This window comes from Nitrososphaera sp., from assembly GCF_013388945.1.
Classification (GTDB): domain Archaea; phylum Thermoproteota; class Nitrososphaeria; order Nitrososphaerales; family Nitrososphaeraceae; genus Nitrososphaera.
In genome coordinates this window covers 12,991-39,140 of record NZ_JACAEH010000002.1, presented here as the reverse complement: position 1 = coordinate 39,140, position 26,150 = coordinate 12,991, and the positions used below count along the sequence as shown (strand labels likewise).

Genomic DNA, 26,150 nt, shown 5'->3' with positions numbered 1-26,150 from the left:
CCGTCCGCCGACGCCTTCTTGACGCTCCCGATTGTAGATTCTATAGACAGACATCGTACTAACACCAGAATACGAGCTGCTTCACTAGAAGGAAACCACGAAATCGGTCTAGACCGATTTCGATTAAAATCAGGTTTTTGCCAAGTATTAATTATCTTTTGATTTCGTTGCATAGCAAGAGGTAGTCAGACCGAGAGTAATAGTATAGGCAACTATATTCTTGAATATTGCAAATAGGGACCTTCTTGGCTAACTGACTTCATTATCTCATATGTGAGCGGGTTCCTTTGGGCCAACGCCTTTTTGCTCGCCGTCGAACAAAAGTAGCAGAGCAGGCTACACTATCTGATTTCTAAATTCAATATGCAGGCAAAACCAAAAGCATAATCTCTTCTACCTGTTCCAGACCCTATCGAGAAATTCGATTGCTGCTTCAGTTGCGCAATATGGCTTTCCTTTTGGATTAAGAATAAGCTCAAGACTACTTGGACACATAACATCTTCAGGCGCGACGCCGGCACCGACTTGATGAGAAGGACGAATAGTGCCATCGGGTTTTGTTGACACGTTTTCTACCACTGTCTCTGGCGTGCACTCATCAGGAATTTCGTCGCCATGATATGGAGACTTATTAAGTATGGCTGTCATCGCTAGGCTCATCTCTATGCTGCTGGTGACCGGAACTGAGAAAACAAAGAAGCAATCAGTTGTATTCCTAGTATACTCTATAGTTCCATCGCCCTTGGGAAAGAAATCAAAGTTATCGATGCCAGAAGGAGTATCAGAAGGGAAGTTGGTATAGGGAAAGTTCCGCGGAACCATGACCTCAAAAACCGCGTCGTCGGCGGTGCTGCTCACTTTGATATCAAACGATTGGCCTAATACAATAGGATCCGATCCTCGTACAATCTTGAATTCATCTACCGTTCCATTAATAACTCTGTACTGGAACTTGAAAATCTCGTCCTCTTTTGGCGGGTCTGCGTTATAGAATCTTCCTACCACATGTTTTGTTTGCCAGCCTTCTTGATCGTCGCTGCTGACAGATGCATTTGCAATTAATGCTGTAGATCCAAACAAGACAAAAGTCAGCATGAAAAACGCCTGAAAATGTAACAATGTAACCATCATCTCCAGAATCTGATTAGTAATAAAAAAAAGTTGTGGAGTGCCACTTCATCACCATTTTACGAAAGGGCAGGGTTGGCTCCTATTTTTGAATAGATGATGTCTTGTGGATAGTAGTACACGTAGCAGGTAGTCGGAGAAGCGAGGTGCATCATTCCAAATATGTCTGCACCGCTACCGCCTGATTCATGGAATATCGTTGATCCACTATCTCCGCCCGCCCAACCACAGACATACGCCTTAATGTTGTTTCTGTCAGGATAATTGACGGATACCTCACCCAAGTCACTACCGCCAGAAGCTCCAGCTTTGATTATGAAGGTGCCCTCTGTCTGCTGCGAGTCGGGTCTCTTGCTAACTGCATCATAATACGTTGAACAAGACGTTGTCCCCGCGCAGATGTCATCAGTCACGGTGATGCCGGGATTCGCTTTTACGAAGGCCGCGTCAAGCACGTTTGGATCGTCTACCACTACAACGCCTACCGTTTTCGTGCTATCGTTATGGGGTTGCACGATGTTTGCCAGGACACCAGTAGATGTATGTCCCGCGATCACAAACCCGACGTAACCATTTCTCACTGCCTTGTATCCCATTGTGTTTAAATCAGGCGCCAAGCTTTGGTCAGCAACCGAAATTCCAGCTACGAGAGGTCTGCATTCACTCTGTCTGCCGCTAACACATGAAGTCTCTTGGAGTGTTCCATACTCTATGGTTACCGGGAATCCATCCACTTCAGTTTCCTCTGGAAGATTACTCTTGTCGACAGCTAGTTTTTCAGGATTGACTAAAATCTCCAAGGTCCTAGTTAGGAGAAGTGGCGAGACATCTTCAACAGGGTTTTCGCCTATGTAGCTCGTCGAAGACTGATTGACGTACTTGTTGTATAGCAAGTTTGATGCGGCAAATAATCTACTTCTGAGATCAGGATCCATCACGTATAGTTTTTTGTTCAGCTCTTCCAGAGCTTGTATTTGCGCGCTAAGCTGTTCGATTTTTGCCAAACTTTCCTGGATTTTTGCGTCCAATGCTAACCTGTCTGCTTCGCTAACTGCATCCTTTTTCTGATCTTCATATTGTGTTATCTTCTCCGCTTCATCCGTTTTCTGGAGCCATGCTTCACGCGCTTCACTTAGGTATTTTTTGTTCAGCGCAACTCTTGTCGCACTGTCCATTTCTTCGGTGTTTTGAGCTGATACGTTCATGGCTGGCAACATCATGCCAGTCAGTAACACTAACGAAAAGACGGCTGCAGCAGAGATCGCCCAAACTTTGCCTTTTCCAAGACCAACCATAGTATCGTTTTATGGCAACAAGTATTAATTAGAGCTGATATTGGTTTCTATAGCTATTTTATATCTATTCGTGGCGTTTTTACGTAAATTGCATGAACAAATATAGTGGGATATCAGCATAATTTTGTTCCTCACTCCGGTTTCCTTTCAATTTCAAAAGACCTATGAATTCAAAAGGCTTCAATGATGTAAGTTCATGACATTATTACTTCGTTGTATCGTGATCTTTTGCCAACTTTTCCTTTGCGATATCACTAATGGCCACCTACATATCCAACAGTGCATGTCTCATTTCAGAAACAGCAAATCGCGTATTTGGTGCAACTTCTGATATTACTCTTGTTAAATAATCAACAAATGATACCGTGCCGTTAATGCCCAACAGGTCAAGGCGCGGACGGAAACAGATGACCATATCTTGGGAAGAGATAAGTGAGAAGTTGGAAAAGCTGCTTGAAACTGGCTCTGCGATCGGTGAGGCGGCCACAAAGGTCAGCGAAAAGTATCCTTCAGTAGATTACGCCACAGCATGGTGGATTGCCGGGGCATTTGAGAGCAACAATACCTGCAAGAACGAGATTATGCGAAAGGGTGCAGACAGCCTCTACGAGAACATGGTCATTGCATGCAAAAAGAAACTACAGCAAATGGGGTACCAAGTATGCACGGAACCAAGCGAGATATCCAGAATGCTTGCCATGCTGGGAGGAAGAGGAAAGCCGGACATTCTGGCAGTAAGGCAGATTCCACCAGACAAGGACGACATACTCTTTATTGAAATCGCACGACGGGAGGACAAAGGCTTCATCGCCCATCAAAATTATGGAGCAGGGAGCAAGTGCAAAAGGATACTCCTGCTCCCAATAGACACTTCAGCCGTAGAGCTGTGGGGCCTACAAAATCTTGTTGATGGCGGATATCATCGTTCCTAGCTGTATGCGATGTGGACCATATGCACGGTAGGTTAGAAACCAATCCGAAAGTATGCTGCCAAATCGTATGGACAGTTGTAGCGAAGATCGATCAGGGCTTAAGACTTCTTTCTACAGAGAGTATTCACCAGCCACCGAAGGGCTTCTCTTTTTTCCTCCTCAGGTGTGCTGGCCCTTTTCGGACCACCATCATTAATTTTGATGGATTTCGAGCCTCTTTTTTCTGACGGCAACGCAAGGAACGAGCCTTGACGAATTTGCTGCACGTACTCGTGCTCTCTAAATCTTTGAACTAGCCCATCCAATGGCCTGCCTGTTGCATTGTGGAGTTCTCCATCCAAGAAATTGTCAATGCTCATTACAACCACCTGTGCGACTTCGTTGGTGTGCCTCGTAAGCATATCCAGAGGATCTTCGGGCTTCCGTTGGGATTCGGCGTTGTTATTCATGCACAACAGTATTGCATGTACAATATATTTAACATTTTGTCCACAGTAGCAAACTTCTTGCACATTTCTTTATTTTATAGTGTGGATTATTCGAGGCCCAGCTGAGGTATGAAAGCTAGGTATGCCTTCCTCAGCTCTTCCCTATCGATGTGGTCATAGATGTCGATAGCGTCCTTGCGCTTGTCTCCCCTCAGCGCCTTGATGAACTCTCTGGGCATCCCATTTCTGCGAAGCCAAGTGGTGAACCAGTGCCGGCAGTTGTGTGCGCTGAAATGGTCTTCAATCCTATCTGACTTGGGCTCATGTAGACCCACTGCGTGTGCATACTTTGTTACAAGGTTGTAGATGCCGTTTCGGCCAAGGCGCTCGCCGTATTCGTTGACAAAAAGCGCCTTTGTCTTTGGATAAAGCTTCTTGCGCTGAGCATCCCACCTCTTCAAAACGCGGGCTGTCTCGCCGTCAACGAACACGGTCCTGCCGCTTCTCTTTTTGAACTTCTTTCTTGTCAACGTAATGCTCTGCTCAACCCAGTTGACGTTTCCTGTCCCGCCATTGTCGTCCTCTATGTCGATTGACGCTAATTCGCTTCTCCTAAGGCCGGTCTTTGCCAGGGTCAGCACAACAGCCTGGTCGCGCACGCTCAGAATAGAGTTGACAAGCATGGCCATCTGCTCTACAGTAGCAAGCTTTCTAGCAGACTCGTCAAAGTTATCTCCTCCATCATCGTCGTCCTTGTACCGCTTCAAGTAGCGCTTTCTGACAGGCAAGACAGGGTTGGCGTAGGTGTAGCCTTCAAAGCATAAAAACTCATAGAAGGTCGATAAAGCCGTAAAGTTGTTCTCGATGGTCTTTTGGTCGATGTCCTGCCCTCTGCGATACTGGATAAAGTCCTTGAGGACAAACTTGTCGACTTCATAGACAGACTTGTCTTTCTCAGCCACAAACTTGAAGAAAAGTTTGAGAGGGGACTTGTACCGGCCTATCGTCTCGTCTGTTAGGTGGCGGACCTTGCAGTCCTCTACGAACTCTTGCATCAGTTTGGCGATATCAACGGCGGGCTTGAGCTCAACGGCGGTCAACCTACCCATCTCCAGCCCCTAGGGGTAGGTTCTACAAGTTCGTAGGCTTGAAACAGATGAAGTTGGCGGTTGATAGCCTTGACGATATCTGTGTCTTTGGGGTCGACATCAAGCAGCTTTAGTATCTTGTCGCTGTCTACCGTGCCTTCTTTCTTTAGCACATGGATGAGGTCCTTGTCAAACTCCCTGACCCCTTCAAACTTGTCTTGCTGGAAGGGCTTTGCCCTGTACTTTTTCAGCTCTTTTTCCTGGTTCTCTGAGAGCATTTCGTACATCCGAATTTGCTTTCTCAGCTTGGCAATCTCCTCGTCTTTCTCCTTCAGCTGCTTTAGAAGTTCTGCGCGGGACTCGTATGCTTTCTTTTGCTCTTGCTTTAGCGAGTTTTCTACGTGCTCTATTACGAAACGCGAAATCGGGAGCTTGGACTTTTCGGCAAGCCCTTTCCATTCTTTGGCCATCTCTAAAGTAGGCAGGTAGACGTAGATCGACCGGTCGGTCAGTTGTTTGCTCTTGACCACCATCACAATGGTCTAGGAACCCGAGCTTATAAAGCGTTACTAGTAAAAGGGTGCGGGGGGTGGGATTTGAACCCACGAATCCCTAAGGAACAGGGTTGTAGTGGCGGTTGCCATTTCTAAGCCCTGCGCCGTTGACCGGGCTTGGCGACCCCCGCATCAACAGCACCGGTGTGTAGCCAAATTTATCTATTGTTACATTCTAAAAGCTGTGAAATGCAGAGGCAGAGGCTTTTTGGAACAAACGGAGTCCGCGGCGTCTATGGAAAGGACCTCACAAACGATCTTGTTATCGACCTCACGTACGCGATTGCCACCTACTATGGAAGCGGGCCAATCGCTGTCGGCTACGACGGGCGCAGGTCCAGCCCGGCGATATCGCGGCTTGTGTGCTCGGCGCTCAACTCTGCCGGCCTTGACGTCGGCGATGCCGGCCTTGTGCCGACCCCGTGCCTTCAGTTTGCCGCAAAAAGTGGCAGATACAATGGAGGCATAATGATAACTGCGTCGCACAACCCGCCCGAGTACAACGGCATCAAGCCCGCGGCCGCCGACGGCGTCGAGATCTCAAGGGAAGACGAGCTCAAAGTGGAAGAAATCTACTACGAAAGGCGCTTTGCCACGACGTCTGGGCACGGCAGGGAGTTTGCTGACGAAAACGTCATCCCCTCTTATGCAGAGAAGGTGCTCTCGCTTGTCGACGCAGAGAAGATACGCTCAAAGCGACTGACAGTGGCGATGGACGTTGGCAACGGCGCGCAGGCGGTGTGCGCGCCCATGATAGCGCAAAGGCTCGGCTGCAAGGTCATAGTCGTCAACGGCAACATCGACAGTGACTTTCCCAGCCGCGGCTCCGAGCCGACGCCGGACAACCTCGGCGTCCTTTCTGAAGTGGTGCGGTCTGGCAAGGCGGACTTTGGCGTCGCGTTTGACGGCGACGGCGACAGGAGCATATTCTGCGACGATAGTGGCACGATATACTGGGGCGACGTGACAGGAGCGCTCCTAGCAAAAAACCTTCTTGCGCAAAAACACCATGGGGCAGAGATAGTCTGCCCTGTCAACACCTCTATCGTGCTTGAAAAGGTGGCAGAGCAGGCAGGCCTGAATGTTGTCTACACAAAGGTCGGCAGTGTGGAAGTGTCAAGGGAGATGGTGGAAAGAAACGCGCCATTAGGGCTTGAAGAAAACGGCGGGTTCATGTACGGCCCGATAAACGAGGTCAGGGACGGCGCCATGACGACTGCGCTGGTGCTTGACATGCTCGCTGGTGCCCGCAAGACTTTTTCCGGCCTTGTCGAAGAGCTTCCAAGGACGTTTAAAATAAAGACCAAGTTCTCGCTCGGCTCCCGCGACGCGGTGAGCAAGGTCATCAAAGCTTGCATCGACCACGGCAGCCCCAAGAGGATAGAGACGATGGACGGGGCAAAGATATGGATAGACGACGAGACCTGGTTGATGGTCAGGCCGTCGGGCACCGAGCCACTGATTCGCATGTATGCAGAATCAACGGACAAGTTGCTCCTTGACTCCAAGGTGGAAGAGTACAGCAGGATAGTGAAGGCTAGCATTTGAAACGTTTTTAATACGCTTCCTAATCACTAGAAATCCAATCGGATGATCCCATAGGGTGAGAAAATGAGCAAACCATATTTCGTCAAGTTTGAAGTTTCAAAGGACCTCGCGAACGCGGCCTACGAGGCAGTCCGCGTGGCAAAGCAGAGCGGCAAGGTGCGCAAGGGCACGAACGAGACCACAAAGGCCATCGAGCGCGGAATCTCCAAGCTCGTGGTAATAGCAGAGGACGTCGAGCCGCCGGAAGTAGTAGCACACCTCCCGATACTGTGCGAGGAAAGGAACGCTCCTTACATATTTGTCCCAAGCAAGCAGCAGCTGGGCATGTCGCTTGGAATCGACGTAGGCTCGGCCGCCGCGACCATCGTTGAAGCAGGTGAGGCCCAGCACATCGTTGAGCAGGTCGTTACCTCCATCGCAGGCCTGAAGGGCAAAAAGGAATAATGGGGCTGATTCTGGATGAGCAAGGCAGCTGAAGAGAAGGTCGTCCCCGCCGAAGTCATTCAGATAGTGGGCAGGACAGGCATAGCCGGCGAGGTCATCCAGGTAAGGGTAAAGGTTCTCGAGGGCAAGGACAGGGGCCGCATCTTGACGCGAAACGTCAAGGGCGCGGTCAGGATGAAGGACGTCCTGATGCTGAGAGAGACGGAGCGGGAGGCCCGCAAGATAAGGTGATCTAGATGAGCAAGACAGCATCATCTCTCCGAAACTGCTTTTTCTGCGGCAGGCACATTACAGTCGGCCACGGCATCATGCTTGTCAGAAACGACGGCCAGGTGCAGTGGACGTGCTCGAGCAAGTGCAAGAAGAACCTGCGCGTGCTTTCCCGAGACCCGAGAAAGCTGAAATGGACTGCCAAGTACGCCAAGGGCGGCCTGCGCACAAAGAAGTGACAGCGCAATGGCAGTAGAGCAGACACTTATCGTTGTCAAGCCAGACGGGTTCAGGCGCGGCCTAACCGGCAAGGTGCTTGCGCGCTTTGAGGAAAAGGGCTTTGCGATAAAGAACCTCAGGTACTACAACTTCACAAAGGAAAAGGCGCAGGAGTTCTACTCTGTCCACAAGGACAAGCCGTTCTTTGGCGAGCTCGTGTCGTTCATAACTTCCGGGCCGGTCGTAGCGTGCATACTTGAAGGCAACAATGCCGTCGCAACCACGAGGATAATGATAGGCTCGACAAAGTCGTTTGAGGCGGCCCCCGGGACTATAAGGGGCGACTTTGGGCTTGGCTTTACGGACAACATCATCCACGCGTCGGACTCGCCTGAGAGCTTTGCCAAGGAAAGCAAGGTCATTTTCGGCTAATTCTGCAAGCCAGAACAAAGACAAATAAACGAGTCGCGGGTCATTTCCGACTGGCAATCCTTGGAGCTTCGGCAGCCTGTAGTAGTAGTTTTGGGCCATGTGGACTCGGGTAAGACATCCCTACTGGACAAGATACGCGGGACTGCAGTCCAGGCCCGCGAGGTGGGCGGCATCACGCAGCATATCGGTGCGAGCTTTTTCCCAATTGAGACCATAAAGGAAGTCACCGGGCCTCTGTATGCCAAGCTTGCCAAGGCAGAGACGCCCATCCCCGGCCTGCTTGTCATAGACACGCCGGGCCACGAGGTGTTTGCAAACCTGCGCGCAAGGGGCGGCTCGGCGGCAGACATTGCAATCGTCGTCGCAGACGTGAACAAGGGAGTGGAGGCGCAGACCCTTGAGAGCATAGAGATACTGAAGAAGAGGAAGGTGCCGTTTGTGGTCGCGCTCAACAAGGTCGACATGGTGACCGGCTGGCGGCCGCACTCGCGCTTTATCACCGAAGAGGCAAAGAAGCAGGATGCAACCGTCCAGACCATGCTTGACGAAAAGCTCTACACCGTGGTGGGCTCGCTTTCGCGCCTTGGCTTTCCGTCGGAGGCTTTCTGGCGCGTCAAGGACTTTACAAAAGAAATAGCAATCGTGCCTGTCAGCGCCAGGACCGGCGTCGGGATACCCGAGCTCCTTGCGGTGCTTGTCGGCCTTACCCAGCAGTACATGGCAAAGAGGCTTGAAAGGCACGCAGAAGGCGCAAGGGGGATAGTGCTAGAGATAAACGAGGAGCCGGGCCTTGGACCTTCTGCAAACGTGATACTGCTTGACGGGACGCTGAGGCAGGGCGACAGCGTTGTGGTGGCAAAGAGGGATAGTGCTGTCGTGACAAGGATAAAGGCGCTGCTCCTGCCAAAGCCGCTTGATGAGATGCGCGACCCGCGGGACAAGTTCAAGCCGGTGAGCCAGGTCGTCGCAGCCGCGGGACTAAAGATAACGTCGCCGGACCTTGAAGGGGTTCTTGCCGGAAGCCCGCTTTACGTGGCGGGCAAGGACGACAAGGCAGAAGTCGAGCGCCTGAAATCGCTTGTGGAAGGCGAGGTGAAAAACGCCATCATAAGCAACATGGAAGCCACCGGCGTCATGCTAAAGTGCGACACGATAGGCTCGCTTGAGGCCATCATCGACCTCTTGAAGAAAGACGGCGTGCCCATAAGGACGGCAGACATTGGCAACATAACCCGGCGCGACGTCGTCGAAGCGGCGGCGGTAAAAGAGTCTGACAGGTACCGCGGCGTTGTCCTGGGCTTCAACGTAAAGGTGCTCGACGACGCCGAGTCAGAGTCGCAGGACAGGGGCGTCAAGATATTCAACGAGCGCATAATCTACAACCTGGTCAGGAGCTACGTCGACTGGGTCGCGTACCAGAAGGAGCACGAAGAGTCGATACTGTTCAACGAGCTCCCGCCGGTGTGCAAGTTCCAGTTCATGAAGGGCTTTGTGTTCCGCCGGAATGACCCTGCAGTGTTTGGCGCCGAGATCCAGGTCGGCAGGCTCAGGCAGAAGGTGCAGGTGATAAACGAAGAAGGCAAGAAGGTCGGCACCGTCCACCAGATACAGGACAGCGGAAAAGCCATGGAAGAGGCAAAGACAGGCATGCAGGTCGCAGTCTCGCTCAAAGAGCCCACCATCGGCAGGCAGATAAACGAGGGCGACGTGTTTTACACCGACCTCAACAGCAGGCAGGCAAAAGAGTTGACGCAGAGGTTCATCCACCGCTTAAACGACGCCGAAAAGGAGATCCTGAACTTCGTTATCGGGCTAAAGAGGAAGGAGGACCCGGCCTTCGGGTACCTCTGATCACTGGTATTTCTGCAGCAGCCCTTCGAGGCCCTTCTCGCCGACTGCGCCTACAGCCCTGTCAACCGCCTTGCCGTTCATGAAGATGATGAACGTCGGGATCGCGTAGACATCGTAGCGCATGGCGACGCTCTGGTTGTCGTCCACGTTGAGCCTTCCAAAGGTCACCTTGTCCCCGTACTTCTTGGCCAGCTTGTCAAATATAGGCAGCATGAACTGGCACGGGCCGCACCAGGTGGCCCAAAAGTCCACGAGGGTGGGCTTGGCGCCGTTTACCACCTCATCAAAGTTCTTTTCTGCAAGCTCTACAAGGTTCGGGTTCGAGGCGTGTTTCTCACTCATGCAATTGGAAATTTAACCAACTCGCTATTTAAGATTTCTTGGATTAGCGCCTGCGTTTCAGTACAAACCATGCAACGGCTATGCCGGCCGCGACGCCGCCTGCGACGCCAATGGCAGCGGTCGCCTGTATCACGGGCACAACGTTTGCGACTTCAAGTGTCGACGCGGCCACCGAAACGTTGCCTGCCGCGTCCGTGACTGTAAGCTTGACCTCGTGCTTTCCATCTGGTAGAAAAGTCGTGTCAAGTGTGTATTCTCCAAGGCCGGTCACGTTTGCGACGGTGTTGCCCACCTCCAGAATGGCGCTTGCGACGTGCGCGTCTGACACTGAAAGTATGACAGGGATTGCGCCCCTCTGCCCTCCTCCATTCACAGATACTTTTGCGTCTGGAGGCGTGTTGTCTACCACCAGCTGAACCGTGCGGGTTGCCCTGTTTCCGGGCAGGTCGTCTGACCTCAGGACAAACTCGTACTCACCGTCCTCAAACCCTGTAGAGTCAAACTGCACCGACGAGGACGCCGGGTGCCTTGCAGGCCGGGAATCAGGCAGGGTCACAAGGACGACGTCCTTGACCCCGTTTGCGTCAGTCACGTCCCACAGGATCGTCGCGTTGCCCCCGACCACCATTGTGTCGCCGACCTTTGTTTCAGTGCCGCTTTGCAGGCGCACGGTGATGTCTGAAGAAGGCGGCGTGGTGTCGACTATGAACTCGTGTAATAGCGCCGACGAGTGGCCCACCGTGTCTGCAGACTCGATCCTTATGCTGTGCCGCCCGTCGGCAAGGCCCGTAGTGTTTGCGTTTATCACAAACGCCTTTTGCGTGGCAGATCTGGTGCCGACGTTCACGGGATCCGCGCCGTCGATAGAGTACGAAAGCCCGGCGGGGTTCTGGTCGTCTATCTGCACCGGAATCTTTAGCCTCCCGGTCGAAAACATAGGCGGGTCCGCGTTTATCGCAGGCGGCCTGTCGTCTGGCAGGATGGTAGAGAACTTTGCCTCCACCTCCAGCGGCTCGTACAGGCTTTCTCCGTGGAACAGCGTGTTGTGCAAAAGCACCGAGTATGTGCCCGTCCCGTTCACGGGCACCGAGAGCACCGTCGCATTGTCGCCGGCGTTCTGGCTGAAGTAAAAGAACCCGCCCTCGCTTACAGGCGAGGTGCCAAGCCAGTCGTTGCTCGGCCAGCTCGCAAACTCCTGGAACACTCCCGACGGCACGCTTGACGCCACCGTCCTGCCGTCAGGCGCAAACGCCATCGCGTTTACGCTTGTCGAGTTGTGCGGCCACGACACCTTCAGGTTTATCGAAGTTATCGTGGGGTCCTGCACCGTAAAATAGTAGGAGCGCCAGTCGCCCGCAGAATAGCGCGATGTCATGTCCGAAAGCCCGCCGACGTAGCCGTTTGGCCGAAGGCCCAGGTCCTGCTCGCCCCGCCCCTTTTCCGGCACGATGACAACCGGCACGTCTTTTGGAACAGGCTTTGTGGTCACGACGTAGCTGACAGGCATGAGCACCCTATGCTTTGAGACGGGGTTTGTGAGCAGTATCTCGCCGTAATAGTTGCCAGTCATCGTATCGTCGCCCGTAAAGATGGTGGCGCCAAGCTTTGCCGTGCCCCTTGCAGGCACTGTCAGCACCGTCTGGTCGCCTGATCCGTCAAACTGGATGGACAGGTTTGGCTGGCGCTTGTAAAACTCGACTGTGAGCGTGTAGTCCATCGAAGTCGAATTGACAAGCCTGTCGCCGCGCCAGAATGAGAATATGGTCGGGACAGGGTAGACCCCGAGGACAGGGGTGCCCTTGAACTTGGAGGCAGGGTCGCCCACCCTGAGCTCCTGTGTCGTCCCCCACGAGCCGCCCCGCGCCACCATGTTTATCTCGCCAAAAGCCACCTTGTCGTCCTTGTCAGAGTCCCGCCAGTCGTAGCTGTAAAGAGAGGCGATGCGGAGGTGATCCCCGAACGCCTCGGTAGAGTTCAAAAAGCTGCTAAATGGAAAGTTCACCCTGGCAACCATCAGGTCTGATTCAGGGATTTCTCCGCCGATTATAGAGGTCAGGTTGTGGTAGTTTGGCGCAAAGCCATGCTGCTTCAGCGCGTGCGTCGGGTCAACTTCAAAGAGTCTGGTGGTGTTTTTGACCTCGTATCTTGCGACCAGCCTTTCTATCTTGCTTGCGGCCTGCACTTCCATCTTTTTGCCGGTCGGGTTTTCCACGGTTATCTGGGTTGACGCCGACTGCCCCTGCACTATCTGCCCTGCAAACCACCGTGATTCTGGAAGGTTTTCGCCGGCAGCTTCAAGCGCCGCGTCCTGTACGTAGCCCGGATCTATGATGCCAAGCGTGCTTTCATAGGATTTGATGGCAGGCGCAAGCGCGGCCATTATGTTTTTCGACGTGCTGTCAGTGTAGGCCAGGAACTTGCCGCCTGACGCCCGGGCAAGCTGGACAGCCGCAAGCGCGTCCACCCTGCCTGCGCCCTGCACAAACGGGTCGTTGCCAAGGTCCTTGGCAGAGGACATCAGGATGTTCTTGACCCTGAACGGGTCTGCGGCCTTGCCCCTCTCTTTGAGGTCGGACATCACAAGAGCCGCCGCGCCGGCCGTCATTGGCGCCGCCATGCTGGTCCCGCCAAAAAGGGCAAACGCGCCGTCGTTGTTTGGATCGTCGCGCTTTGACTCGAAAATCTTTACGGTGACAGCAGAAGGCGTGAACCCGTACGAGCCTACCGCCACCAGCTCGGGCTTGGGGTCCCCAAAGACTCCTGGCCCCCTGCTTGAAAATTCTGCGATTTCATCGTACGACGCCGCAGACGAGCCAAAGCGCGTGACGCCGGCAAACGCGCTGTACTGCAGGTGCACGTTGTTGCTCGTCGCCCCTACTGCAAGGTTGAAGGGAGCGACGTTTGGAGTCCCGACGCTGCCGTACCCAAGCCCGTTGTTGCCGGCGCTGTTTATCATCATTGTCCCCGGATAGTCCGGCGCAAGGAGCCCTGGAACCACCAGAAGCGACGAGAACACGCTCAGGACGTCGTAGCCGGGCCCGTACCTCAAAAGCGGAAAGTTCGAGATGCCCCAGCTGTTGCTGATAATGTCGGCCTTGTGCTCGCCGGTATACTTCCATTTTCCTTCTACCTGATCAAATCCCGAGGCATAAAGCCAGCCAAAGACCGCGTCGCCGGCCCAGAGTGCCTTTACGGGCAGTATCTTGGCGTCAGGCGCCATCCCGGCAAGCGCGTACGTGGTCGAGTTGCTGTAAAGCCCGTACTGCGCCCTGCCCTTTGACGCCACCGTTGCCGCGGTGCTCGTGCCGTGCCCTGAAAAGTCGTACATCAGCCCGAAATAGTCGCCTGCAGGGTCGAGAGGCTCAAGAAGCCGGGCCATCGACACCCCGCCGTAGCCCTGCCTGTCCACAAGCTGTATGCTGGTCCTGTTGTCAGTCACGCGCCAGATGTCAAGCACCCGGGCGCCGGCGGTGCCTGCTGAAAAGTCCGGCGAGCCATCGCTGTTGTAGTCGTATACGAGATGCTCGTTTCCGTCACCCAGCTTGAACGGTTTTTCATCCGTAAAGTCAAAGGTGATGTCTCTTGGTATCAGGTAGTTCGTCTGGGGGTAGGCCCCTGCAATGGTGATGGTGAACGTGTACCAGGCGTAGGACATGTCAGGGACTATGGTGTCATAGACTCCCGGCTCTTGCGAGTCCACCAGGAGCACGGGCATCAGCACCAGAGTTATCACCCCGAACTGGAAGCTTATCTGGTACGCGGCGCCAAAGCGGTACATGCCGCTCTTGGACCGGATGTAGTCGTCAGGGCTGTTGCCAATCTTCCAGTCGACGTTTGCCACGCCTTCAAGCACAGGGGAGCCAAGGAGAGGATAGAGCGAGTTGTAGATTGGTATCGTGCCCTGGCTTGTCTTCAGGTAGACGCCGGACTTGCTGACATAGACAGAAGACGTGACGTTTTCAGGCAGCTGTCCGGTGTAGTTCATTATCCTGCCGGTGCGCGAGTCAATGTTTGCAATGTACTTGGCTTTTGTCAGCACGATGCCCTGCCCGTCTGCGTCAAGCATTACGGGTATGCCCTTTGCGTCCCTTGCGATTGCGTGCTGCATGTCCTCGTTTGAAAAGTCGGTTCCCGTGTCGACTATTGCCACAGTCGTGCCGTTGCCAGTCACGCCATAGTCTGCCGCAGCCCTGTCGGCGCCGATTATAGAAGAGCCCGAGAACCTGCCGGGGTCGACAGGCCCGGTGTAGTTGTCAAGTATGTCGCTTATCGTAGAGTCAAATGTGAGCCGGGGATCGGGCGAGTATGTGAATCCTGTCCCAGGCGGCAGTGGGTTCTGCGAATACGCCACGCCAAGGAACGAGTCTGCGCCCTTTCCGAGCCCCACCACGCGTGCGCTTGCCGCAAGCGGCAGCAGGTCGCCGTTGCCAAACACAAGGCTCCTGCCAATGTTGCCGTTGTAGGCAAGCCCGCCGAGGTCGATGGCCCCAAAGTCGGTCCGTATGGTGCTCCTTGGAACAGTGTAGCCAAAGATGTCAACCGTGTCAGCCGCCGGCAGCTGCGTGGGTGGAAGCGAGGTTAGCGGCCTTGACTCGGCCGCGCCTGACGATATGGCGGCAGGGCTGACTGGAAGCGAATACGCCGGAGCTGCAAGTGACGCCACCAGCACCGCGGCGAGAACGACCGGCAGTATACGAATCAAATATTACGAGATACCGGAGGGCCTTTCTAGGTTATTATGATTTCGACCTGAGAAAAAAATCACTTGAACAGGTCGTCGTGCTTGCCTGCTTTCAGGTCGGCGTACGCTTCCTTTGCCGGCTTGCCCTCGACCTTGACTCCCATGCTCACGCACGAGCCGATTACTTCCTTTGTGGCTCCCTTGACATCCTTGGCGTACGAGCCGTCAAGCTTCATCTTGGCTATCTTGGCTGCCGCAGCCATCGAAAGGTCGCCTGTGTAGTCCTTGCCCGGGGTGCCTGATCCCTTGGGGATGCCTGCTTCCTTGGCGACAAGCGCTGCTGTTGGCGGGATGCCGACTTCAACTGTGAACTTTTTGGTCTCGCTGTCGACCTCTACCTTCACGGGCACCTTCATGCCGGGGAAATCCTTGGTCTTCTCGTTAATGGTATTGACCACCTGGAGCACGTTCACGCCCATGGGGCCCAGAGCAGGACCGAGAGGGGGGCCTGCGTTTGCCTCGCCACCCGTGACGAGCGCGGATATAGACTTCTTGTCGCCCATTACGCCCTGCGTGTGGGTACATCCAAATTATAATCGTTGCTTTCCTTCAGATTTTTAAAGATGTGGCTTGTAGAGTTGGTCATGTCAGAGCAGCCTGCAGAAGGCGTCGGGTCGTTGTTCTTCGAGCTTGCAGGCGACTTGCGCCTCTCGATGCTTGCCAGACTTGGCGAAAAAGACTACCGCCTGTCGCAGCTTGCGTCAGAGCTTGACGCGACCATGCAGGAGGCGCACAGGAACATGACCAGGCTGATAGAGTCAGGCCTTGTCGCAAAGGGCAGGGAGGGCGAGCTCGTGCTGACGTCGTACGGCAGGACTGTCGTGTCGCTCATTCCAAGCTACGACTTTCTTTACAAAAATAGAGAATTCTTTGCCGACCACAGCCTCGGCGACCTGCCAGTGAAATTTGTGCAGAGGCTTGGAGCGTTCCGCGGCTGCGAGACCGTGCACGGCGTGATGGCTATCTTGCAGCGCTGGAAGGCGCTCTACAGCGAGTCTGGCGAGTTCATAAAAGAGATAATGGCGCAGGTGCCGCTTGACCTCATAGAGACCATATCTGGCAGGGTGGAAAAGGGAGTGAAATTCTCGTACATATTTTCGGCAAACGCCGTCGTGCCAAAGGGCAGGACGCAGCTGTTACAAAAAGTCGGTTGGCGCAACCTGATAAGCAAGGGCATGGTGGAGCGCAGGATGCTTGCCGACGTCAAGGTGATGGCTATTTTCAACGAAAAGCAGGGCTGCGTCATGTTCCCCAACCTGAAGGGCGAGCCGGACCTCAACGTCATGTTTTACGGCGAGATTCCAGAGTTTTTGGAGTGGTGCTCTGACTTTTTCGACTACCAGTGGAAGATAGCCGGCCCGTTTGACGAGGGCAGGCTCAAGCACGAAGTATAGCCGGAGAAAAGTACACCAAGTTTTTATACGCCGGAGGACATTATCGGCCATGCCCAAAGCCTTCGTTTTGATGAACGCCGAGCTAGGAAGCGAGGATGCGCTTGTTGGCGAGCTGAAAAAGATGGACGGCGTAAAAGAAGTGTACCAGGTGTACGGCGTCTACGACATTGTTGCCATGGTGGAGGCCGACACGATGGAGAAGGTGAAGGAGGCAGTCACGTGGAAGCTGCGCAAGCTGAACGGCGTCAAGTCGACGCTGACCATGATAGTCATGGAATGATGAGCGCAACTTTAATGTGAGAGCGGGTTTCAACTATTTCCGTTGGGACTTTTCGGCAAGAAAAAGGGCGACGACGGCTCGTTCAAGTGCCAGTACTGCAACATGAAGTTTGACAGCGACGAGCGCAGGAAGCGTCACGAGAAAAAGGCCCACAGCGAGAGGGGCGGCGACATGCCCAACATGAACCCCTTTGGATTTGGCTAAAGACTTATTTCCAGTCGGATTTCAGTAGAACTGAAAGCTGGCGGATGTTTCCAATACATGACGACACGGAGCGCATGCACGGCAGGCCATACCTGAACTATACGCTCATCGCAATCAACGTGGCCGTGTTTGTCTGGGAAGCAGTAGCCACGGGCTTTTTCACCGACGAGCGCGCAGTCGCGGAACTTTTCTTCACCTATGGCACGGTGCCTGAAGCACTCTTTGCGAACTGGCCTGCAAGCGGCTTTAACATAGTGACTTCGATGTTCATGCACGCCGGCATCGCCCACATAATCGGCAACATGGTCTTTTTGTGGGTTTTTGGCGACAACATCGAGGACAAGTTTGGGCGGGTCAAGTACATCCTCATCTACCTCGGCTGGGGCGCCGCGGCGGCCCTTGCGCACAGCTTTTACGCGATGTCTACCGGCGACAGCGCGGTGCCGGCAGTCGGGGCGTCGGGTGCGATTTCAGGGATTCTTGGCGCGTACCTGGTGATGTTCCCCCGCGCAAAGGTGTTCACGATAATCGCCGCGTTCTTCATCTACACGGTGCGAATACCGGTCATCGCGTACATTCCGTTCTGGTTCATACTCCAGCTTGTCTTTGCGCTCATCGGCCAGTCAGGCGGCGTCGCGTACATGGCTCACATAGGCGGGTTTGTCGCCGGCGCGGCCACGGGCCTTGTGGCCAGGACATTCATGATGCCGGCACTGGCAAAGCTTGCAGGCACAGGCAAAAAGTACACGCCGCCTGCAAGGAGGGTGCGCCCCAAGATAGAGGACGTGGTGAGCGAGGCGCCGCCCGAAGTCATCGAGGGTCCCGGCTATTACGAGATAATCGCCGAGGTGAGGGGCGTGCGCGACGCGTCAGAGATATCTGCCGAGTACGACCCTGCCACCAACTCTGTGAGGATAGAGGCAAGGGGCTCGAGGCGCTACGAGATGTCCGCCACGCTCCCGCAGGGCGCGGTGAGCCCCAGGGTGGAATACATACAGTACCTCAACGGGATTGCCAGGATAAGGCTGTCCAAAGAAACAGGGCAAGTTTAAAATATCCCAAAATCACCAAATTATTTCACCGCTTTTAGGAGGAATATGAGAAATGTCTATACAGCAAGGAAGCGCCGGCGGAATGCCGGTCCTGATACTGAAGGAAGGCGCGTCGCAGACCAAAGGCCGCGACGCCCAGAAGAATAACATTACAGCTGCAAAGCTGATAGCAGAGATAGTGAGGACGTCGCTTGGACCCAGGGGCATGGACAAGAAGCTCGTGGACACGCTTGGCGACGTGACGATTACAAACGACGGCGCCACCATCCTGAAGGAAATAGACGTGCAGCACCCTGCCGCCAAGATGATGGTGGAAATCAGCAAGGCCACAGACAACGAAGTGGGCGACGGCACCACGTCGGTGGTCGTTCTGGCAGGCGCGCTGATAGAGAAGGCGGAGGAGCTGATAAACAAGGACGTCCACCCCACAATCATTGTGGATGGCTACCGCAAGAGCGCGGCCAAGACCATCGAGATCCTGAACAGCATCGCGCAAAAGATAGAGGGCAACGAAAAGGGCGAGCTCTCGAGGGTGGCCATGACCTCGATGCAGACAAAGATAGTCTCGAGGGAGGCAGAGGACCTTGCCAAGATAGTGGTAAACGCCGCGCTCGCAGTCGCCGACAAGACAGACGCAGGCTACAGGATGGACGTCGACGACATCAAGGTGGAAAAGAAGGCTGGAGGCTCTATCCGCGACACCAAGCTCATCAAGGGCATCGTGCTTGACAAGGAAGTAGTGCACGGCGGCATGCCAAAGAAGATAGAGAAGGCCAAGATAGCGCTCATCAACGCGGCACTCGAAATCGAAAAGACCGAATTTGACGCCAAGATAAACATCAGCTCGCCTGACCAGATGAAGATGTTCCTGGAAGAAGAGAACAAGATGTTGAAGTCGATGGTCGACAAAATAGTCGACGCGGGTGCCAATGTGGTTGTGTGCCAGAAGGGCATCGACGACATCGCCCAGCACTACCTTGCAAAGGCAGGCATACTTGCCGTGCGCAGAGTAAAGGAGAGCGACATGGGCAAGATGGCAAGGGCGACCGGCGCAAGGATAGTTAACAACCTCGACGACCTGAGCGCAAAGGACCTAGGCGCTGCAGAGCTTGTCGAGGAACGCAAGGTCGAGACAGACAAGTGGGTGTTCGTCGAAGGGTGCAAGCACCCCAAGTCAGTCACGATACTCATCCGCGGAGGCTCGCAGAGGGTGGTCGACGAGGCCGACAGGTCGGTCCACGACGCGCTCATGGTATCAAAGGACGTGCTTGAAAAGCCGGCCATAGTCGCAGGCGGCGGCGCGCCAGAGGCCTATGCGGCAAGCAAGCTCAGGGAGTGGGCAAACACGCTTTCAGGCCGCGAGCAGCTTGCAGCTGAAAAGTTTGCAGAGGCGCTTGAAGTCATACCGCTTGCGCTTGCAGAGAACGCAGGCATGGACCCGATAGACACGATAACGGAACTGCGCTCAAGGCAGAGCAAGGGAGCCAAGTGGACCGGGGTCGACGCCCGCAACGCCAAGGTGGCCGACATGTCCAAGCTGGACGTGGTGGAGCCCCTTGCAGTCAAGGAGCAGATAATCAAGTCTGCAACCGAGGCCGCGTCGATGATCCTGAGGATAGACGACGTCATCGCCTCGAGCAAGTCTGGAGGCGGCGGCCCACCGATGCCACCCGGAGGTATGGGTGGCATGGGCGGAATGGACATGTGAGTGTCCTGCCCACTACTTTTTCAATTCCACCTTTATCACTTCTCTGACCCACTGCCCCGTTTCCTTCATTTCGTGAAGTCTTTCCAAGAACTCTTGCCAGGTGATACTGCCGTAGGCGCGCACCCATGCCTCGTGGTGTGCCTTCAGGCTCGAAAAGGCCTGTTCATGGTACTTGCAGTAGCGGTCTTGTACTTGCCTGCCGCAGGCGGGGCACTCCATTGCAAGGTTTATTTATAGACGGATGGGTTTAAGCCTTGCAATGGCGATGCTCTCCGGCAGGTCAAAGGTCGTGTTCATAGTCGCAGGCGCGTACCTCATCACATTCTTCGTCCTTTCCTCAGGCGTGGTCAACGCGTCCATAGAGGGCGCAGGCGCCAGGTCGTTCATAATACCCACCAGGGGAGTCCAGTCGATGGGCGAGACCGTGGCTATAACCATGATACTTTTCATCGGCTTTGCAGGCGCGTTCTTGCTCTACAGGGCCGGCAAGGTGTTTGCCACAAGGACGCAGAACGCGTTTCTGGCTGGCGGCTTTGGCGTGATTGGCATCGCGATGATGCTCGGCTACATACTTGTCAACGTAAAGGTGTGACAGGGTAGGACGAGCCTGCCTTTATGGCGTCGTGCTCGAGCACCTTTACCACTATTTTGTCGTCTGCGTTTTCCACCTGCAGCCTGCAGGCGCTCTTTTTCTGCAAGAGCCGCCGGCTTGCAGGCGACTGCTTCCAGCCGCCCTCTTTGCGGAAGCGCAGCATGCTGGTCACAAGCACCGGGACGCCGTGGGTCACGCCCTGCCGGACAAGGAGCATCAAGAGCACCGAGAGCAGGTGGTTTATGCTTCCGCCGGCGCGCCTCTCGTGCCTGCGGTAATAGCCGTAATACACAGAGTAAAAGCTGTTTATCGAGTCAAGTATCACAACTGACGAGCGCGGCACCTGCGCCAGTGCTTCCTGGAACATTGGAAGGAAGCGGCCCTCCGACGGCAGGTAGACGTCCACACTTTTTGCGCCTATCATCCCGGCAGAAAGGTATGCCGAAAAGGCGGTGTCAAGGTCGATGTAAAGCGTCCTTGCAGACGACGCAAGCGACGCCGTGAAGCACAGCTTGGCATACGGGTCTGAAAACAGCAGGGTGTTGAGGCCCCTTGCGCTCAGCAGGCTCGCAGGGTTATATTGCTCCAACTGCAATCATGATGCGGAGGTTCAATATAACGATGACAAGCCCGGACGTCAGGCGCGACTTTCCGCTTTCAAAAAAGATAGTCTACATGAACAACGGCGCGGTGGCGCCCACGCCAATGTCAGTCATAAAAGCCGTGACAGACTATATGGTCAAGTGCGCGGACGAGGGGCCCGACTCGCAGAGCGTGTCAGAGTACACGACGTCTCTATTGAATGAACTCAGGACGCGCATTTCTCACCTCATAAACTGCAACCGGGACGAGGTGGTGTTGACCCAGAGCACGACTGACGGCATCAACCTTGTGGCAAACGGCCTTAGGTGGAACAGGGGCGACGCGATTGTTGTCAGGGGCGGGAGCCACGAGCACTATGCCAACTACTTCCAGTGGCTCAGGCTTGCAAACGAAAGAGGGGTGTCGCTTCGCGAGCTTGCAATCGACGCAAACGGCTTTTTTGAAATGTCAGACCTTGAAAAGCAGGCAAGGGGGAGCAGGCTGATAGCCATGAGCCATGCGCTATACAACACCGGCGCAATAATGCCGGTCAAAGAAGCAGGCAGGATAGCGGAGGAAAACGGCGCGCTTTTCTGCATCGACGCGGCGCAGTCTGCCGGCACTATAAGAATCGACGTGAAGGAGATAGGCTGCCACTTTATGGCCTTTCCCGGGTTCAAGTGGCTGTGCGGGCCTACAGGCATCGGCGCCTTTTACTGCAGAAAAGACGTCTCAGAACAGTTGAGGCCGCCTTCCATCGGCGGCGAGTCTGCGACGCTTTCAGGAGACACGCTTGCCTACAATGAAATGCCAAACAGGTTTCAGGCCGGCTTCCGCAACTACCCCGGCGCGGCAGGCCTTGAAGCAGCGCTGCGCTACATTTTGCGCCTTGGCATCGATAACATCCGGGGCGCAAACATCAAGGTGGCAAACGCGCTCAGGCAGGAAGTGTCAAAGATAAAAGGCGCGCGCATAATCGGGCCGGACGACGAAAACTTGCGCACATCCATAGTCACGTTCACCCTCCCAAAGGAAGCCGGGTTTGTGGTGAGAAAGCTTGCTGAAAGCAACATCGTGCTTGCAGAGCGCGATATTGGTGGCAGAAAAGCCGTAAGGGCGTCGCCGCACTTTTTCAATACAGAGGACGAGGCCGCAACCGTGGCGGCTGAGATAAAGCGCCTGCTCTAGACCTTCTTTTCGCCCTGACCCTCTATCACTATCATCGTCAGAGTCGAGCGCACCTTGTCTATCTTTCTGACGTGCCAGGTGATTGTCTCCCTCAGCTTGTCCATACTGTCTGAGCGTATCTTGGCGATGATGTCGTACACGCCGTAGACGCCGCTCACTTCTACGGCCTCTGGGAGTTTTTTCAGCTCGCGGATGATGTCGTCTTCAGAACCGAGGTCGCAGTTGATAAGGACGTACGCTGTTGGCATGGCTCTATATCGTCTTCTAAGTTATTAAACAAATCGTAGCCTGCTTATTAAGCAGAATTCCCGATCCTGTGCCATGAGAGTGCTGGACTTGACGATGAGAGTGTCGCCGGAGATCAAGGTTTTCCCGGGCTCGCCGCAGCCGTTCTTCATCCAGTGGTCGCGGCTTGACGTGCACGGCTACGACTCGGAAGTCATGACTATGAGCACCCACACTGGCACGCACATGGACGCGCCGTCGCATTTTGCCCGCGGCAAAAAGGCAATCGACGAAATACCGCCGTCAAGGCTCGTGTGCGACGCGCTGCTGGTAAGGCTGCCCAAGAAGGCAGGCCAGACCATCGGCGTTGCAGACATTGAAGGGGAGGATATACGCCGGGGCGACGCGGTCGTGCTTGCGACAGGCTGGGAAAAGCATTATTCACATAAAGACTACATGACTGAAAACCCCGGCCTCTCAAAGGCCGCTGCAAGATACCTTGCGAGAAAGAAGGTCAGCCTCGTCGGAATCGACGGGCCGAGCATCGACCAGGGCCGCGACGCCAGGTTTGGCGCGCACAACATTCTTTTGCCTGCAGGCGTGCTTGCGGTAGAAAACCTCTGCAATCTGCAAAAGATAAAGAAAAAGAAGTTCACACTTGTCGTCGCTCCGCTCAATCTTGCCGGCGCGACCGGCTCGCCTGTCAGGGCGCTTGCGCTCGTCTAGTTGCCGGCGATTCCCTGCGCGACAAGTATGGAATAGCACCCAAGGCCGCACTCTTCGCACAGCGGCTTTTGCGCCTTGGGGTCCGCGCTCCCTATGCAGCATGGCTGCTTTATCCTGCCCATGTGGTCAAACGACAGGATTGCCCAAGACGGGCAGTCGACGGGCGTCGTGCCGACGCCGCCCCAGTTGCCCTTCATGAGGGACACCTGCTTGACGCTGTTTATGACATAGTCGGGATACTTTTTCTTCATGGCGATTATCTTGTCCACCACCTCGCTCCTCTTGTCACCAAAGGGCATGAAGAGCGGGTCGCCCTTGGCAAAGGGCGTGTGGAACTGGAAGCCTATCTTGTTCACCTTGCCCCGCCACTCCTCTGCAAGCGCTTCGACTGTGTGGTAGTTCTGGGAGTTTATCGTCATGGTTATCCAGATGTCCTTGTACGCTGGCTTGCCGCGCCTTGGAGGGCCTGCTATGTAGTCCAGGATGTTCTTCTTTGTCTTGGCGTAGGAGCCCGGCCCGCGGATCCTGTCGTGCGTCTCCTCGGTGCCGTCCATTGAGACCCAGTAGAAGTAAAGGTTGTCGTACCTCTTTAGCGGGAACGTTCCGTTTGTGACGATGCAGACCCTGTGAGGCATCTCCTCGCAGAAGGTCTGGATGACGTCCGGGCGCATCGTCGGCTCGCCTCCGACAAGCGTCACGACGAAGAGGTGGTTCTTGTTTATCTTTTCTCTGATTATCTTGCGCCAGTCCTCTGCAGACATGTCCTCTCCCTCCTTGCGGTTGAGCCACCAGTAGCAGTGGGTGCAGTGCAGGTTGCAGACGTTGTTGACGTCGACAGAAGCGTACATCGGCTGCTTGCTCTTGAACAGCCTGTATGCAATCATCTTTTTGAAGATGCTAATGTAAAAGGGCATTTCTCTGGCAAGGTCTGTGATGCCCCGGCCGTAAATTACGTCTACCACATAGGTTTTCACACATCTGGCACAATTAAAGGTGATGGTCGGGCGTACTGACCAGTTTCCGCAAGTACCGTAACTTTAGCGGCGGATACTCGACTGCTTAAATAGTTTCCCAAGTAAACTATTGCAGAGGTGAAAAGGATGACACGAGACGAAAGCAGGGAGGCAGAGAAGTGCTGTGTCGACGGCTGCTGCAAGTCAGAACCGTGCGACTGCGGCTGCTGCTAGGCCCCCATCTTCCTATTTTTTGTGCTTGATGATTAATATACCAAAACCGCCCATTTTCCCGCGCGCTTGAACGCAGTCACCATGCTTCTGTACCGGAACCTTGTGGCGTCGATAGACAAGGTGTTTCTTATCTGGCAGATAGTGTTCCCCATAGTCTACATCTTTGTCGCCGGATACGCTTATTCGGCGCTGATAGGCGCTGGCGGCGTCCAGATAGGCGACGCGTCTGTGTCCTATCCTGCGTACCTTGCCGCCGGCATGATAGGCTTTAACATGATGAACTCCAGCACTGCTGCAGGCAGCATAATCTGGAACGACAAGAAAAACGGCATGTTCAAGCAGATACTTGTAATGCCCTTTGCAAGGATGGAGTACATCGCCGGCAACATCCTCACGATAATGCTCATGGGGCTTGCAAGCGCCGGCCTCATACTCCTGGCCGGCTCGCCCACGCTTGTCGGAAGCGCCCAGCCCACCGCGATTGGCTCGCTCTACGTCGTCTATGCGCTCATTATCGGCGCGATATTCTTTGGCTCGATTGCAGTGATAATATCGACTCGCCTCAAGAGCAGCGAGGGCTTTAACGTCATTGTCAACAGCGTGTTCCTTTTCTTTTCATTTGTGAGCTCGGCGTTCTACCCCGCGCAGGGAGTCCCGGGGCCGCTTGGCGCGGCGTTTTACGCAAACCCCCTTACATACATAGTCGACATTACCAGGGCAGGCATATTCAACCAGGTGACGTTCTTTACAAACGTCGAGGTCGGCGTGATAACCGCCGTCACCGCCGGCACCTTCATGCTTGCGACGTTTTCGCTTTTGCGGATGAAGATCTAGCGGCCGCCGTTTACAACCGTCAAAAACACTTCTTCAAGCGTGGGCGGGGTCACCGACACGCTCTCCATCTGGACCGAGTTTTTCGCGAGCGCCTCTATCATCTTTACCAGCATGTCCTGGGCGTCTGCAGAGCTTATCCTTATCGTATCCTCTGCGGGGATCTCGATGACAGAGCCGCCGGCAAGCGGCTTGATTATCGGGAGCACAGAGCGCGCCTTTTCCTCACGCAGCTTTATCTCGACTGCCTTTACCCCTCCGTACTTTTGCTTCAATCCCGCAGGAGTGTCTATAGCCATTATCCTGCCCCTGTTGATGATTGCCAGCTCGTTGCACAGGTACTCTACTTCTTCCATGATGTGCGTAGTAAAGAACACAGTCAGGCCGCTGTGCACGTGCTTTTTCACGTAGTCAAGAAGAGTCCTCCTTGCGGCAGGGTCAAGGCCGACTGTCGGCTCGTCCAGAAACAAGAGGTCCATGTCGTGCATGAACTCCCTGGCGACCTGCACCCGCCGGCGCTGCCCTATCGACAGCTCGTCGTTTTTCTTGCCCCGGAGCTCTTCAAGGTCAAACCTGTCAAATAGCTCCCGCGCCCTGTCGCGCCTGCGCTCGCCGGGCACCCCCCACATCATGCCGTACAGGTCAAGAGCCTTTTCTACAGTCAGGTTGCCCTCAAAGCTTGGCTCCTGCAGGACGACTCCTATGCGCTTTTTTATCTCCCTCGCGTGTCTCACGACGTCCTTGCCAAATATGCTGACGCTTCCAGACGTCGGGTGCACAAGCGTCGTGAGCACCTTGATTGTCGTGGTCTTGCCCGCGCCGTTTGGCCCCAAAAAGCCAAAGACCTTGCCATAGTCAACGTCAAACGACACGCCGTCGACTGCGGCCACCTGCCCGTAACTCAGGCGCAGGTCTGAAACGCTGATGCAGGACTCCACCCCTGTTACAGGGTCCAAGCCGGCTAATATT

Annotated in this window: 29 protein-coding genes and 1 tRNA gene; 16 read left to right on the top strand and 14 right to left on the bottom strand. The window is 54.6% G+C overall.

Going from position 1 to position 26,150, the window contains the following annotated elements:
* Nucleotides 1-393: 393 nt before the first annotated feature.
* Nucleotides 394-1,131, bottom strand: a complete 738-nt coding sequence (locus HXY31_RS00660) for a hypothetical protein (RefSeq protein ID WP_292638438.1) — start codon at nt 1,129-1,131, stop codon at nt 394-396.
* Between the two features lie 56 nt (nt 1,132-1,187).
* The gene (locus tag HXY31_RS00655) at nt 1,188-2,423 is read right to left on the bottom strand and encodes a hypothetical protein (protein ID WP_292638435.1); all 1,236 of its coding nucleotides are present in this window, start codon (nt 2,421-2,423) and stop codon (nt 1,188-1,190) included.
* A gap of 407 nt (nt 2,424-2,830) precedes the next feature.
* On the opposite strand from HXY31_RS00655, the gene HXY31_RS00650 reads away from it, so the two are divergent.
* Nucleotides 2,831-3,355: a hypothetical protein gene (locus HXY31_RS00650; protein WP_292638433.1), complete on the top strand. Its 525-nt coding sequence runs from the start codon at nt 2,831-2,833 to the stop codon at nt 3,353-3,355.
* 98 nt (nt 3,356-3,453) lie between these two features.
* Here the strand turns inward: HXY31_RS00650 and HXY31_RS00645 are convergent, their stop codons facing one another.
* From HXY31_RS00645 to HXY31_RS00630, 4 genes are all read right to left on the bottom strand, one after another.
* Nucleotides 3,454-3,804: a hypothetical protein gene (locus tag HXY31_RS00645; protein WP_292638430.1), complete on the bottom strand. Its 351-nt coding sequence runs from the start codon at nt 3,802-3,804 to the stop codon at nt 3,454-3,456.
* Nucleotides 3,805-3,890: 86 nt separating this feature from the next.
* Nucleotides 3,891-4,883, bottom strand: coding sequence for a tyrosine-type recombinase/integrase (locus tag HXY31_RS00640; RefSeq protein ID WP_292638428.1), 993 nt, complete (start codon nt 4,881-4,883; stop codon nt 3,891-3,893).
* The gene (locus HXY31_RS00635; protein ID WP_292638425.1) at nt 4,880-5,404 is read right to left on the bottom strand and encodes a hypothetical protein; all 525 of its coding nucleotides are present in this window, start codon (nt 5,402-5,404) and stop codon (nt 4,880-4,882) included. Before HXY31_RS00635 ends, HXY31_RS00640 begins: the two co-directional genes overlap by 4 nt.
* Before the next feature lie 48 nt (nt 5,405-5,452).
* Nucleotides 5,453-5,556 (bottom strand) — tRNA-Leu (locus HXY31_RS00630).
* A 58-nt stretch (nt 5,557-5,614) separates the two neighbouring features.
* Between HXY31_RS00630 and glmM the strand changes: the two genes are divergently transcribed.
* The 6 genes from glmM (at nt 5,615) to infB (ending at nt 10,129) form a co-directional block, all read left to right on the top strand.
* Nucleotides 5,615-6,973 (top strand): phosphoglucosamine mutase, encoded by a 1,359-nt coding sequence (gene glmM / locus HXY31_RS00625; RefSeq protein ID WP_292638422.1) that lies wholly within the window; start codon nt 5,615-5,617, stop codon nt 6,971-6,973.
* 63 nt (nt 6,974-7,036) lie between these two features.
* Nucleotides 7,037-7,417: a 50S ribosomal protein L7Ae gene (rpl7ae, locus tag HXY31_RS00620; protein WP_292638418.1), complete on the top strand. Its 381-nt coding sequence runs from the start codon at nt 7,037-7,039 to the stop codon at nt 7,415-7,417.
* A 15-nt stretch (nt 7,418-7,432) separates the two neighbouring features.
* On the top strand, nt 7,433-7,648 hold the full coding sequence (locus tag HXY31_RS00615) for a 30S ribosomal protein S28e (RefSeq protein WP_292638416.1): 216 nt from the start codon (nt 7,433-7,435) through the stop codon (nt 7,646-7,648).
* A gap of 5 nt (nt 7,649-7,653) precedes the next feature.
* Nucleotides 7,654-7,866, top strand: a complete 213-nt coding sequence (locus HXY31_RS00610; protein WP_292638414.1) for a 50S ribosomal protein L24e — start codon at nt 7,654-7,656, stop codon at nt 7,864-7,866.
* 7 nt (nt 7,867-7,873) lie between these two features.
* Entirely contained in the window at nt 7,874-8,278 is a 405-nt protein-coding gene (gene ndk, locus HXY31_RS00605) for a nucleoside-diphosphate kinase (protein ID WP_292638412.1), read from the top strand.
* A gap of 60 nt (nt 8,279-8,338) precedes the next feature.
* Nucleotides 8,339-10,129, top strand: coding sequence for a translation initiation factor IF-2 (infB, locus tag HXY31_RS00600; RefSeq protein ID WP_292638410.1), 1,791 nt, complete (start codon nt 8,339-8,341; stop codon nt 10,127-10,129).
* Here the strand turns inward: infB and trxA are convergent, their stop codons facing one another.
* Genes trxA through HXY31_RS00585 form a run of 3 tightly spaced genes read right to left on the bottom strand, consistent with a single transcriptional unit; the run spans nt 10,130 to nt 15,715 of the window.
* On the bottom strand, nt 10,130-10,471 hold the full coding sequence (trxA, locus tag HXY31_RS00595) for a thioredoxin (protein WP_292638407.1): 342 nt from the start codon (nt 10,469-10,471) through the stop codon (nt 10,130-10,132).
* A 43-nt stretch (nt 10,472-10,514) separates the two neighbouring features.
* Nucleotides 10,515-15,173, bottom strand: a complete 4,659-nt coding sequence (locus HXY31_RS00590; RefSeq protein ID WP_292638405.1) for a S8 family serine peptidase — start codon at nt 15,171-15,173, stop codon at nt 10,515-10,517.
* A gap of 59 nt (nt 15,174-15,232) precedes the next feature.
* The gene (locus tag HXY31_RS00585; RefSeq protein WP_292638403.1) at nt 15,233-15,715 is read right to left on the bottom strand and encodes a 50S ribosomal protein L11; all 483 of its coding nucleotides are present in this window, start codon (nt 15,713-15,715) and stop codon (nt 15,233-15,235) included.
* A gap of 81 nt (nt 15,716-15,796) precedes the next feature.
* Here HXY31_RS00585 and HXY31_RS00580 point away from each other — a divergent pair, with 81 nt between their 5' ends.
* Genes HXY31_RS00580 through thsB form a run of 5 tightly spaced genes read left to right on the top strand, consistent with a single transcriptional unit; the run spans nt 15,797 to nt 19,850 of the window.
* Nucleotides 15,797-16,606 carry a transcriptional regulator gene (locus HXY31_RS00580; protein WP_292638401.1) on the top strand — a complete coding sequence of 270 codons (810 nt, stop codon included), beginning with the start codon at nt 15,797-15,799 and terminating at the stop codon, nt 16,604-16,606.
* Nucleotides 16,607-16,655: 49 nt separating this feature from the next.
* Complete coding sequence (locus HXY31_RS00575) at nt 16,656-16,886, top strand: Lrp/AsnC ligand binding domain-containing protein (protein ID WP_292638399.1); 231 nt, start codon at nt 16,656-16,658, stop codon at nt 16,884-16,886.
* Nucleotides 16,887-16,928: 42 nt separating this feature from the next.
* Nucleotides 16,929-17,090 (top strand): hypothetical protein, encoded by a 162-nt coding sequence (locus HXY31_RS00570; protein WP_292638397.1) that lies wholly within the window; start codon nt 16,929-16,931, stop codon nt 17,088-17,090.
* Nucleotides 17,091-17,134: 44 nt separating this feature from the next.
* A complete protein-coding gene (locus tag HXY31_RS00565; RefSeq protein WP_292638395.1) occupies nt 17,135-18,142 on the top strand; it encodes a rhomboid family intramembrane serine protease in 1,008 nt (335 codons plus the stop codon).
* Nucleotides 18,143-18,194: 52 nt separating this feature from the next.
* Nucleotides 18,195-19,850 (top strand): thermosome subunit beta, encoded by a 1,656-nt coding sequence (gene thsB / locus HXY31_RS00560; protein ID WP_292638392.1) that lies wholly within the window; start codon nt 18,195-18,197, stop codon nt 19,848-19,850.
* Between the two features lie 12 nt (nt 19,851-19,862).
* Here the strand turns inward: thsB and HXY31_RS00555 are convergent, their stop codons facing one another.
* Nucleotides 19,863-20,069, bottom strand: coding sequence for a hypothetical protein (locus HXY31_RS00555; RefSeq protein WP_292638390.1), 207 nt, complete (start codon nt 20,067-20,069; stop codon nt 19,863-19,865).
* 40 nt (nt 20,070-20,109) lie between these two features.
* On the opposite strand from HXY31_RS00555, the gene HXY31_RS00550 reads away from it, so the two are divergent.
* Nucleotides 20,110-20,442, top strand: coding sequence for a hypothetical protein (locus tag HXY31_RS00550; RefSeq protein ID WP_292638388.1), 333 nt, complete (start codon nt 20,110-20,112; stop codon nt 20,440-20,442).
* Here HXY31_RS00550 and HXY31_RS00545 read toward each other — a convergent pair.
* Entirely contained in the window at nt 20,426-21,031 is a 606-nt protein-coding gene (locus tag HXY31_RS00545) for a hypothetical protein (RefSeq protein ID WP_292638386.1), read from the bottom strand. The genes HXY31_RS00550 and HXY31_RS00545 overlap by 17 nt on opposite strands.
* 32 nt (nt 21,032-21,063) lie before the next feature.
* Between HXY31_RS00545 and HXY31_RS00540 the strand changes: the two genes are divergently transcribed.
* The gene (locus tag HXY31_RS00540) at nt 21,064-22,212 is read left to right on the top strand and encodes an aminotransferase class V-fold PLP-dependent enzyme (RefSeq protein ID WP_292638384.1); all 1,149 of its coding nucleotides are present in this window, start codon (nt 21,064-21,066) and stop codon (nt 22,210-22,212) included.
* Here HXY31_RS00540 and HXY31_RS00535 read toward each other — a convergent pair.
* A complete protein-coding gene (locus HXY31_RS00535) occupies nt 22,209-22,460 on the bottom strand; it encodes an Lrp/AsnC ligand binding domain-containing protein (protein WP_292638382.1) in 252 nt (83 codons plus the stop codon). The genes HXY31_RS00540 and HXY31_RS00535 overlap by 4 nt on opposite strands.
* Nucleotides 22,461-22,533: 73 nt before the next feature.
* Between HXY31_RS00535 and HXY31_RS00530 the strand changes: the two genes are divergently transcribed.
* Nucleotides 22,534-23,163, top strand: coding sequence for a cyclase family protein (locus HXY31_RS00530; protein ID WP_292638380.1), 630 nt, complete (start codon nt 22,534-22,536; stop codon nt 23,161-23,163).
* On the opposite strand, the gene HXY31_RS00525 is transcribed toward HXY31_RS00530, so the two are convergent.
* Nucleotides 23,160-24,125: a radical SAM protein gene (locus tag HXY31_RS00525; protein WP_292638378.1), complete on the bottom strand. Its 966-nt coding sequence runs from the start codon at nt 24,123-24,125 to the stop codon at nt 23,160-23,162. The two genes, HXY31_RS00530 and HXY31_RS00525, sit on opposite strands and share 4 nt — an antisense overlap.
* Nucleotides 24,126-24,416: 291 nt before the next feature.
* On the opposite strand from HXY31_RS00525, the gene HXY31_RS00520 reads away from it, so the two are divergent.
* Complete coding sequence (locus HXY31_RS00520; protein ID WP_292638375.1) at nt 24,417-25,184, top strand: ABC transporter permease; 768 nt, start codon at nt 24,417-24,419, stop codon at nt 25,182-25,184.
* Here the strand turns inward: HXY31_RS00520 and HXY31_RS00515 are convergent.
* Entirely contained in the window at nt 25,181-26,119 is a 939-nt protein-coding gene (locus HXY31_RS00515) for an ABC transporter ATP-binding protein (RefSeq protein WP_292638373.1), read from the bottom strand. The genes HXY31_RS00520 and HXY31_RS00515 overlap by 4 nt on opposite strands.
* Nucleotides 26,120-26,150 lie beyond the last annotated feature (31 nt).

Coding starts and splice junctions, on each gene's coding strand:
- HXY31_RS00540 (WP_292638384.1), top strand. CDS start 21,064: ATGACAAGCCCGGACGTCAGGCGCGACTTTCCGCTTTCAAAAAAGATA.
- glmM (WP_292638422.1), top strand. CDS start 5,615: ATGCAGAGGCAGAGGCTTTTTGGAACAAACGGAGTCCGCGGCGTCTAT.
- trxA (WP_292638407.1), bottom strand. CDS start 10,471: ATGAGTGAGAAACACGCCTCGAACCCGAACCTTGTAGAGCTTGCAGAA.
- HXY31_RS00615 (WP_292638416.1), top strand. CDS start 7,433: ATGAGCAAGGCAGCTGAAGAGAAGGTCGTCCCCGCCGAAGTCATTCAG.
- rpl7ae (WP_292638418.1), top strand. CDS start 7,037: ATGAGCAAACCATATTTCGTCAAGTTTGAAGTTTCAAAGGACCTCGCG.
- HXY31_RS00635 (WP_292638425.1), bottom strand. CDS start 5,404: ATGGTGGTCAAGAGCAAACAACTGACCGACCGGTCGATCTACGTCTAC.
- HXY31_RS00610 (WP_292638414.1), top strand. CDS start 7,654: ATGAGCAAGACAGCATCATCTCTCCGAAACTGCTTTTTCTGCGGCAGG.
- HXY31_RS00535 (WP_292638382.1), bottom strand. CDS start 22,460: ATGCCAACAGCGTACGTCCTTATCAACTGCGACCTCGGTTCTGAAGAC.
- HXY31_RS00645 (WP_292638430.1), bottom strand. CDS start 3,804: ATGAATAACAACGCCGAATCCCAACGGAAGCCCGAAGATCCTCTGGAT.
- HXY31_RS00530 (WP_292638380.1), top strand. CDS start 22,534: ATGAGAGTGCTGGACTTGACGATGAGAGTGTCGCCGGAGATCAAGGTT.
- HXY31_RS00660 (WP_292638438.1), bottom strand. CDS start 1,131: ATGATGGTTACATTGTTACATTTTCAGGCGTTTTTCATGCTGACTTTT.
- ndk (WP_292638412.1), top strand. CDS start 7,874: ATGGCAGTAGAGCAGACACTTATCGTTGTCAAGCCAGACGGGTTCAGG.
- HXY31_RS00650 (WP_292638433.1), top strand. CDS start 2,831: ATGACCATATCTTGGGAAGAGATAAGTGAGAAGTTGGAAAAGCTGCTT.
- thsB (WP_292638392.1), top strand. CDS start 18,195: ATGTCTATACAGCAAGGAAGCGCCGGCGGAATGCCGGTCCTGATACTG.
- HXY31_RS00555 (WP_292638390.1), bottom strand. CDS start 20,069: ATGGAGTGCCCCGCCTGCGGCAGGCAAGTACAAGACCGCTACTGCAAG.
- HXY31_RS00655 (WP_292638435.1), bottom strand. CDS start 2,423: ATGGTTGGTCTTGGAAAAGGCAAAGTTTGGGCGATCTCTGCTGCAGCC.
- HXY31_RS00575 (WP_292638399.1), top strand. CDS start 16,656: ATGCCCAAAGCCTTCGTTTTGATGAACGCCGAGCTAGGAAGCGAGGAT.
- HXY31_RS00565 (WP_292638395.1), top strand. CDS start 17,135: ATGTTTCCAATACATGACGACACGGAGCGCATGCACGGCAGGCCATAC.
- HXY31_RS00585 (WP_292638403.1), bottom strand. CDS start 15,715: ATGGGCGACAAGAAGTCTATATCCGCGCTCGTCACGGGTGGCGAGGCA.
- HXY31_RS00550 (WP_292638388.1), top strand. CDS start 20,110: ATGGCGATGCTCTCCGGCAGGTCAAAGGTCGTGTTCATAGTCGCAGGC.
- HXY31_RS00580 (WP_292638401.1), top strand. CDS start 15,797: ATGTCAGAGCAGCCTGCAGAAGGCGTCGGGTCGTTGTTCTTCGAGCTT.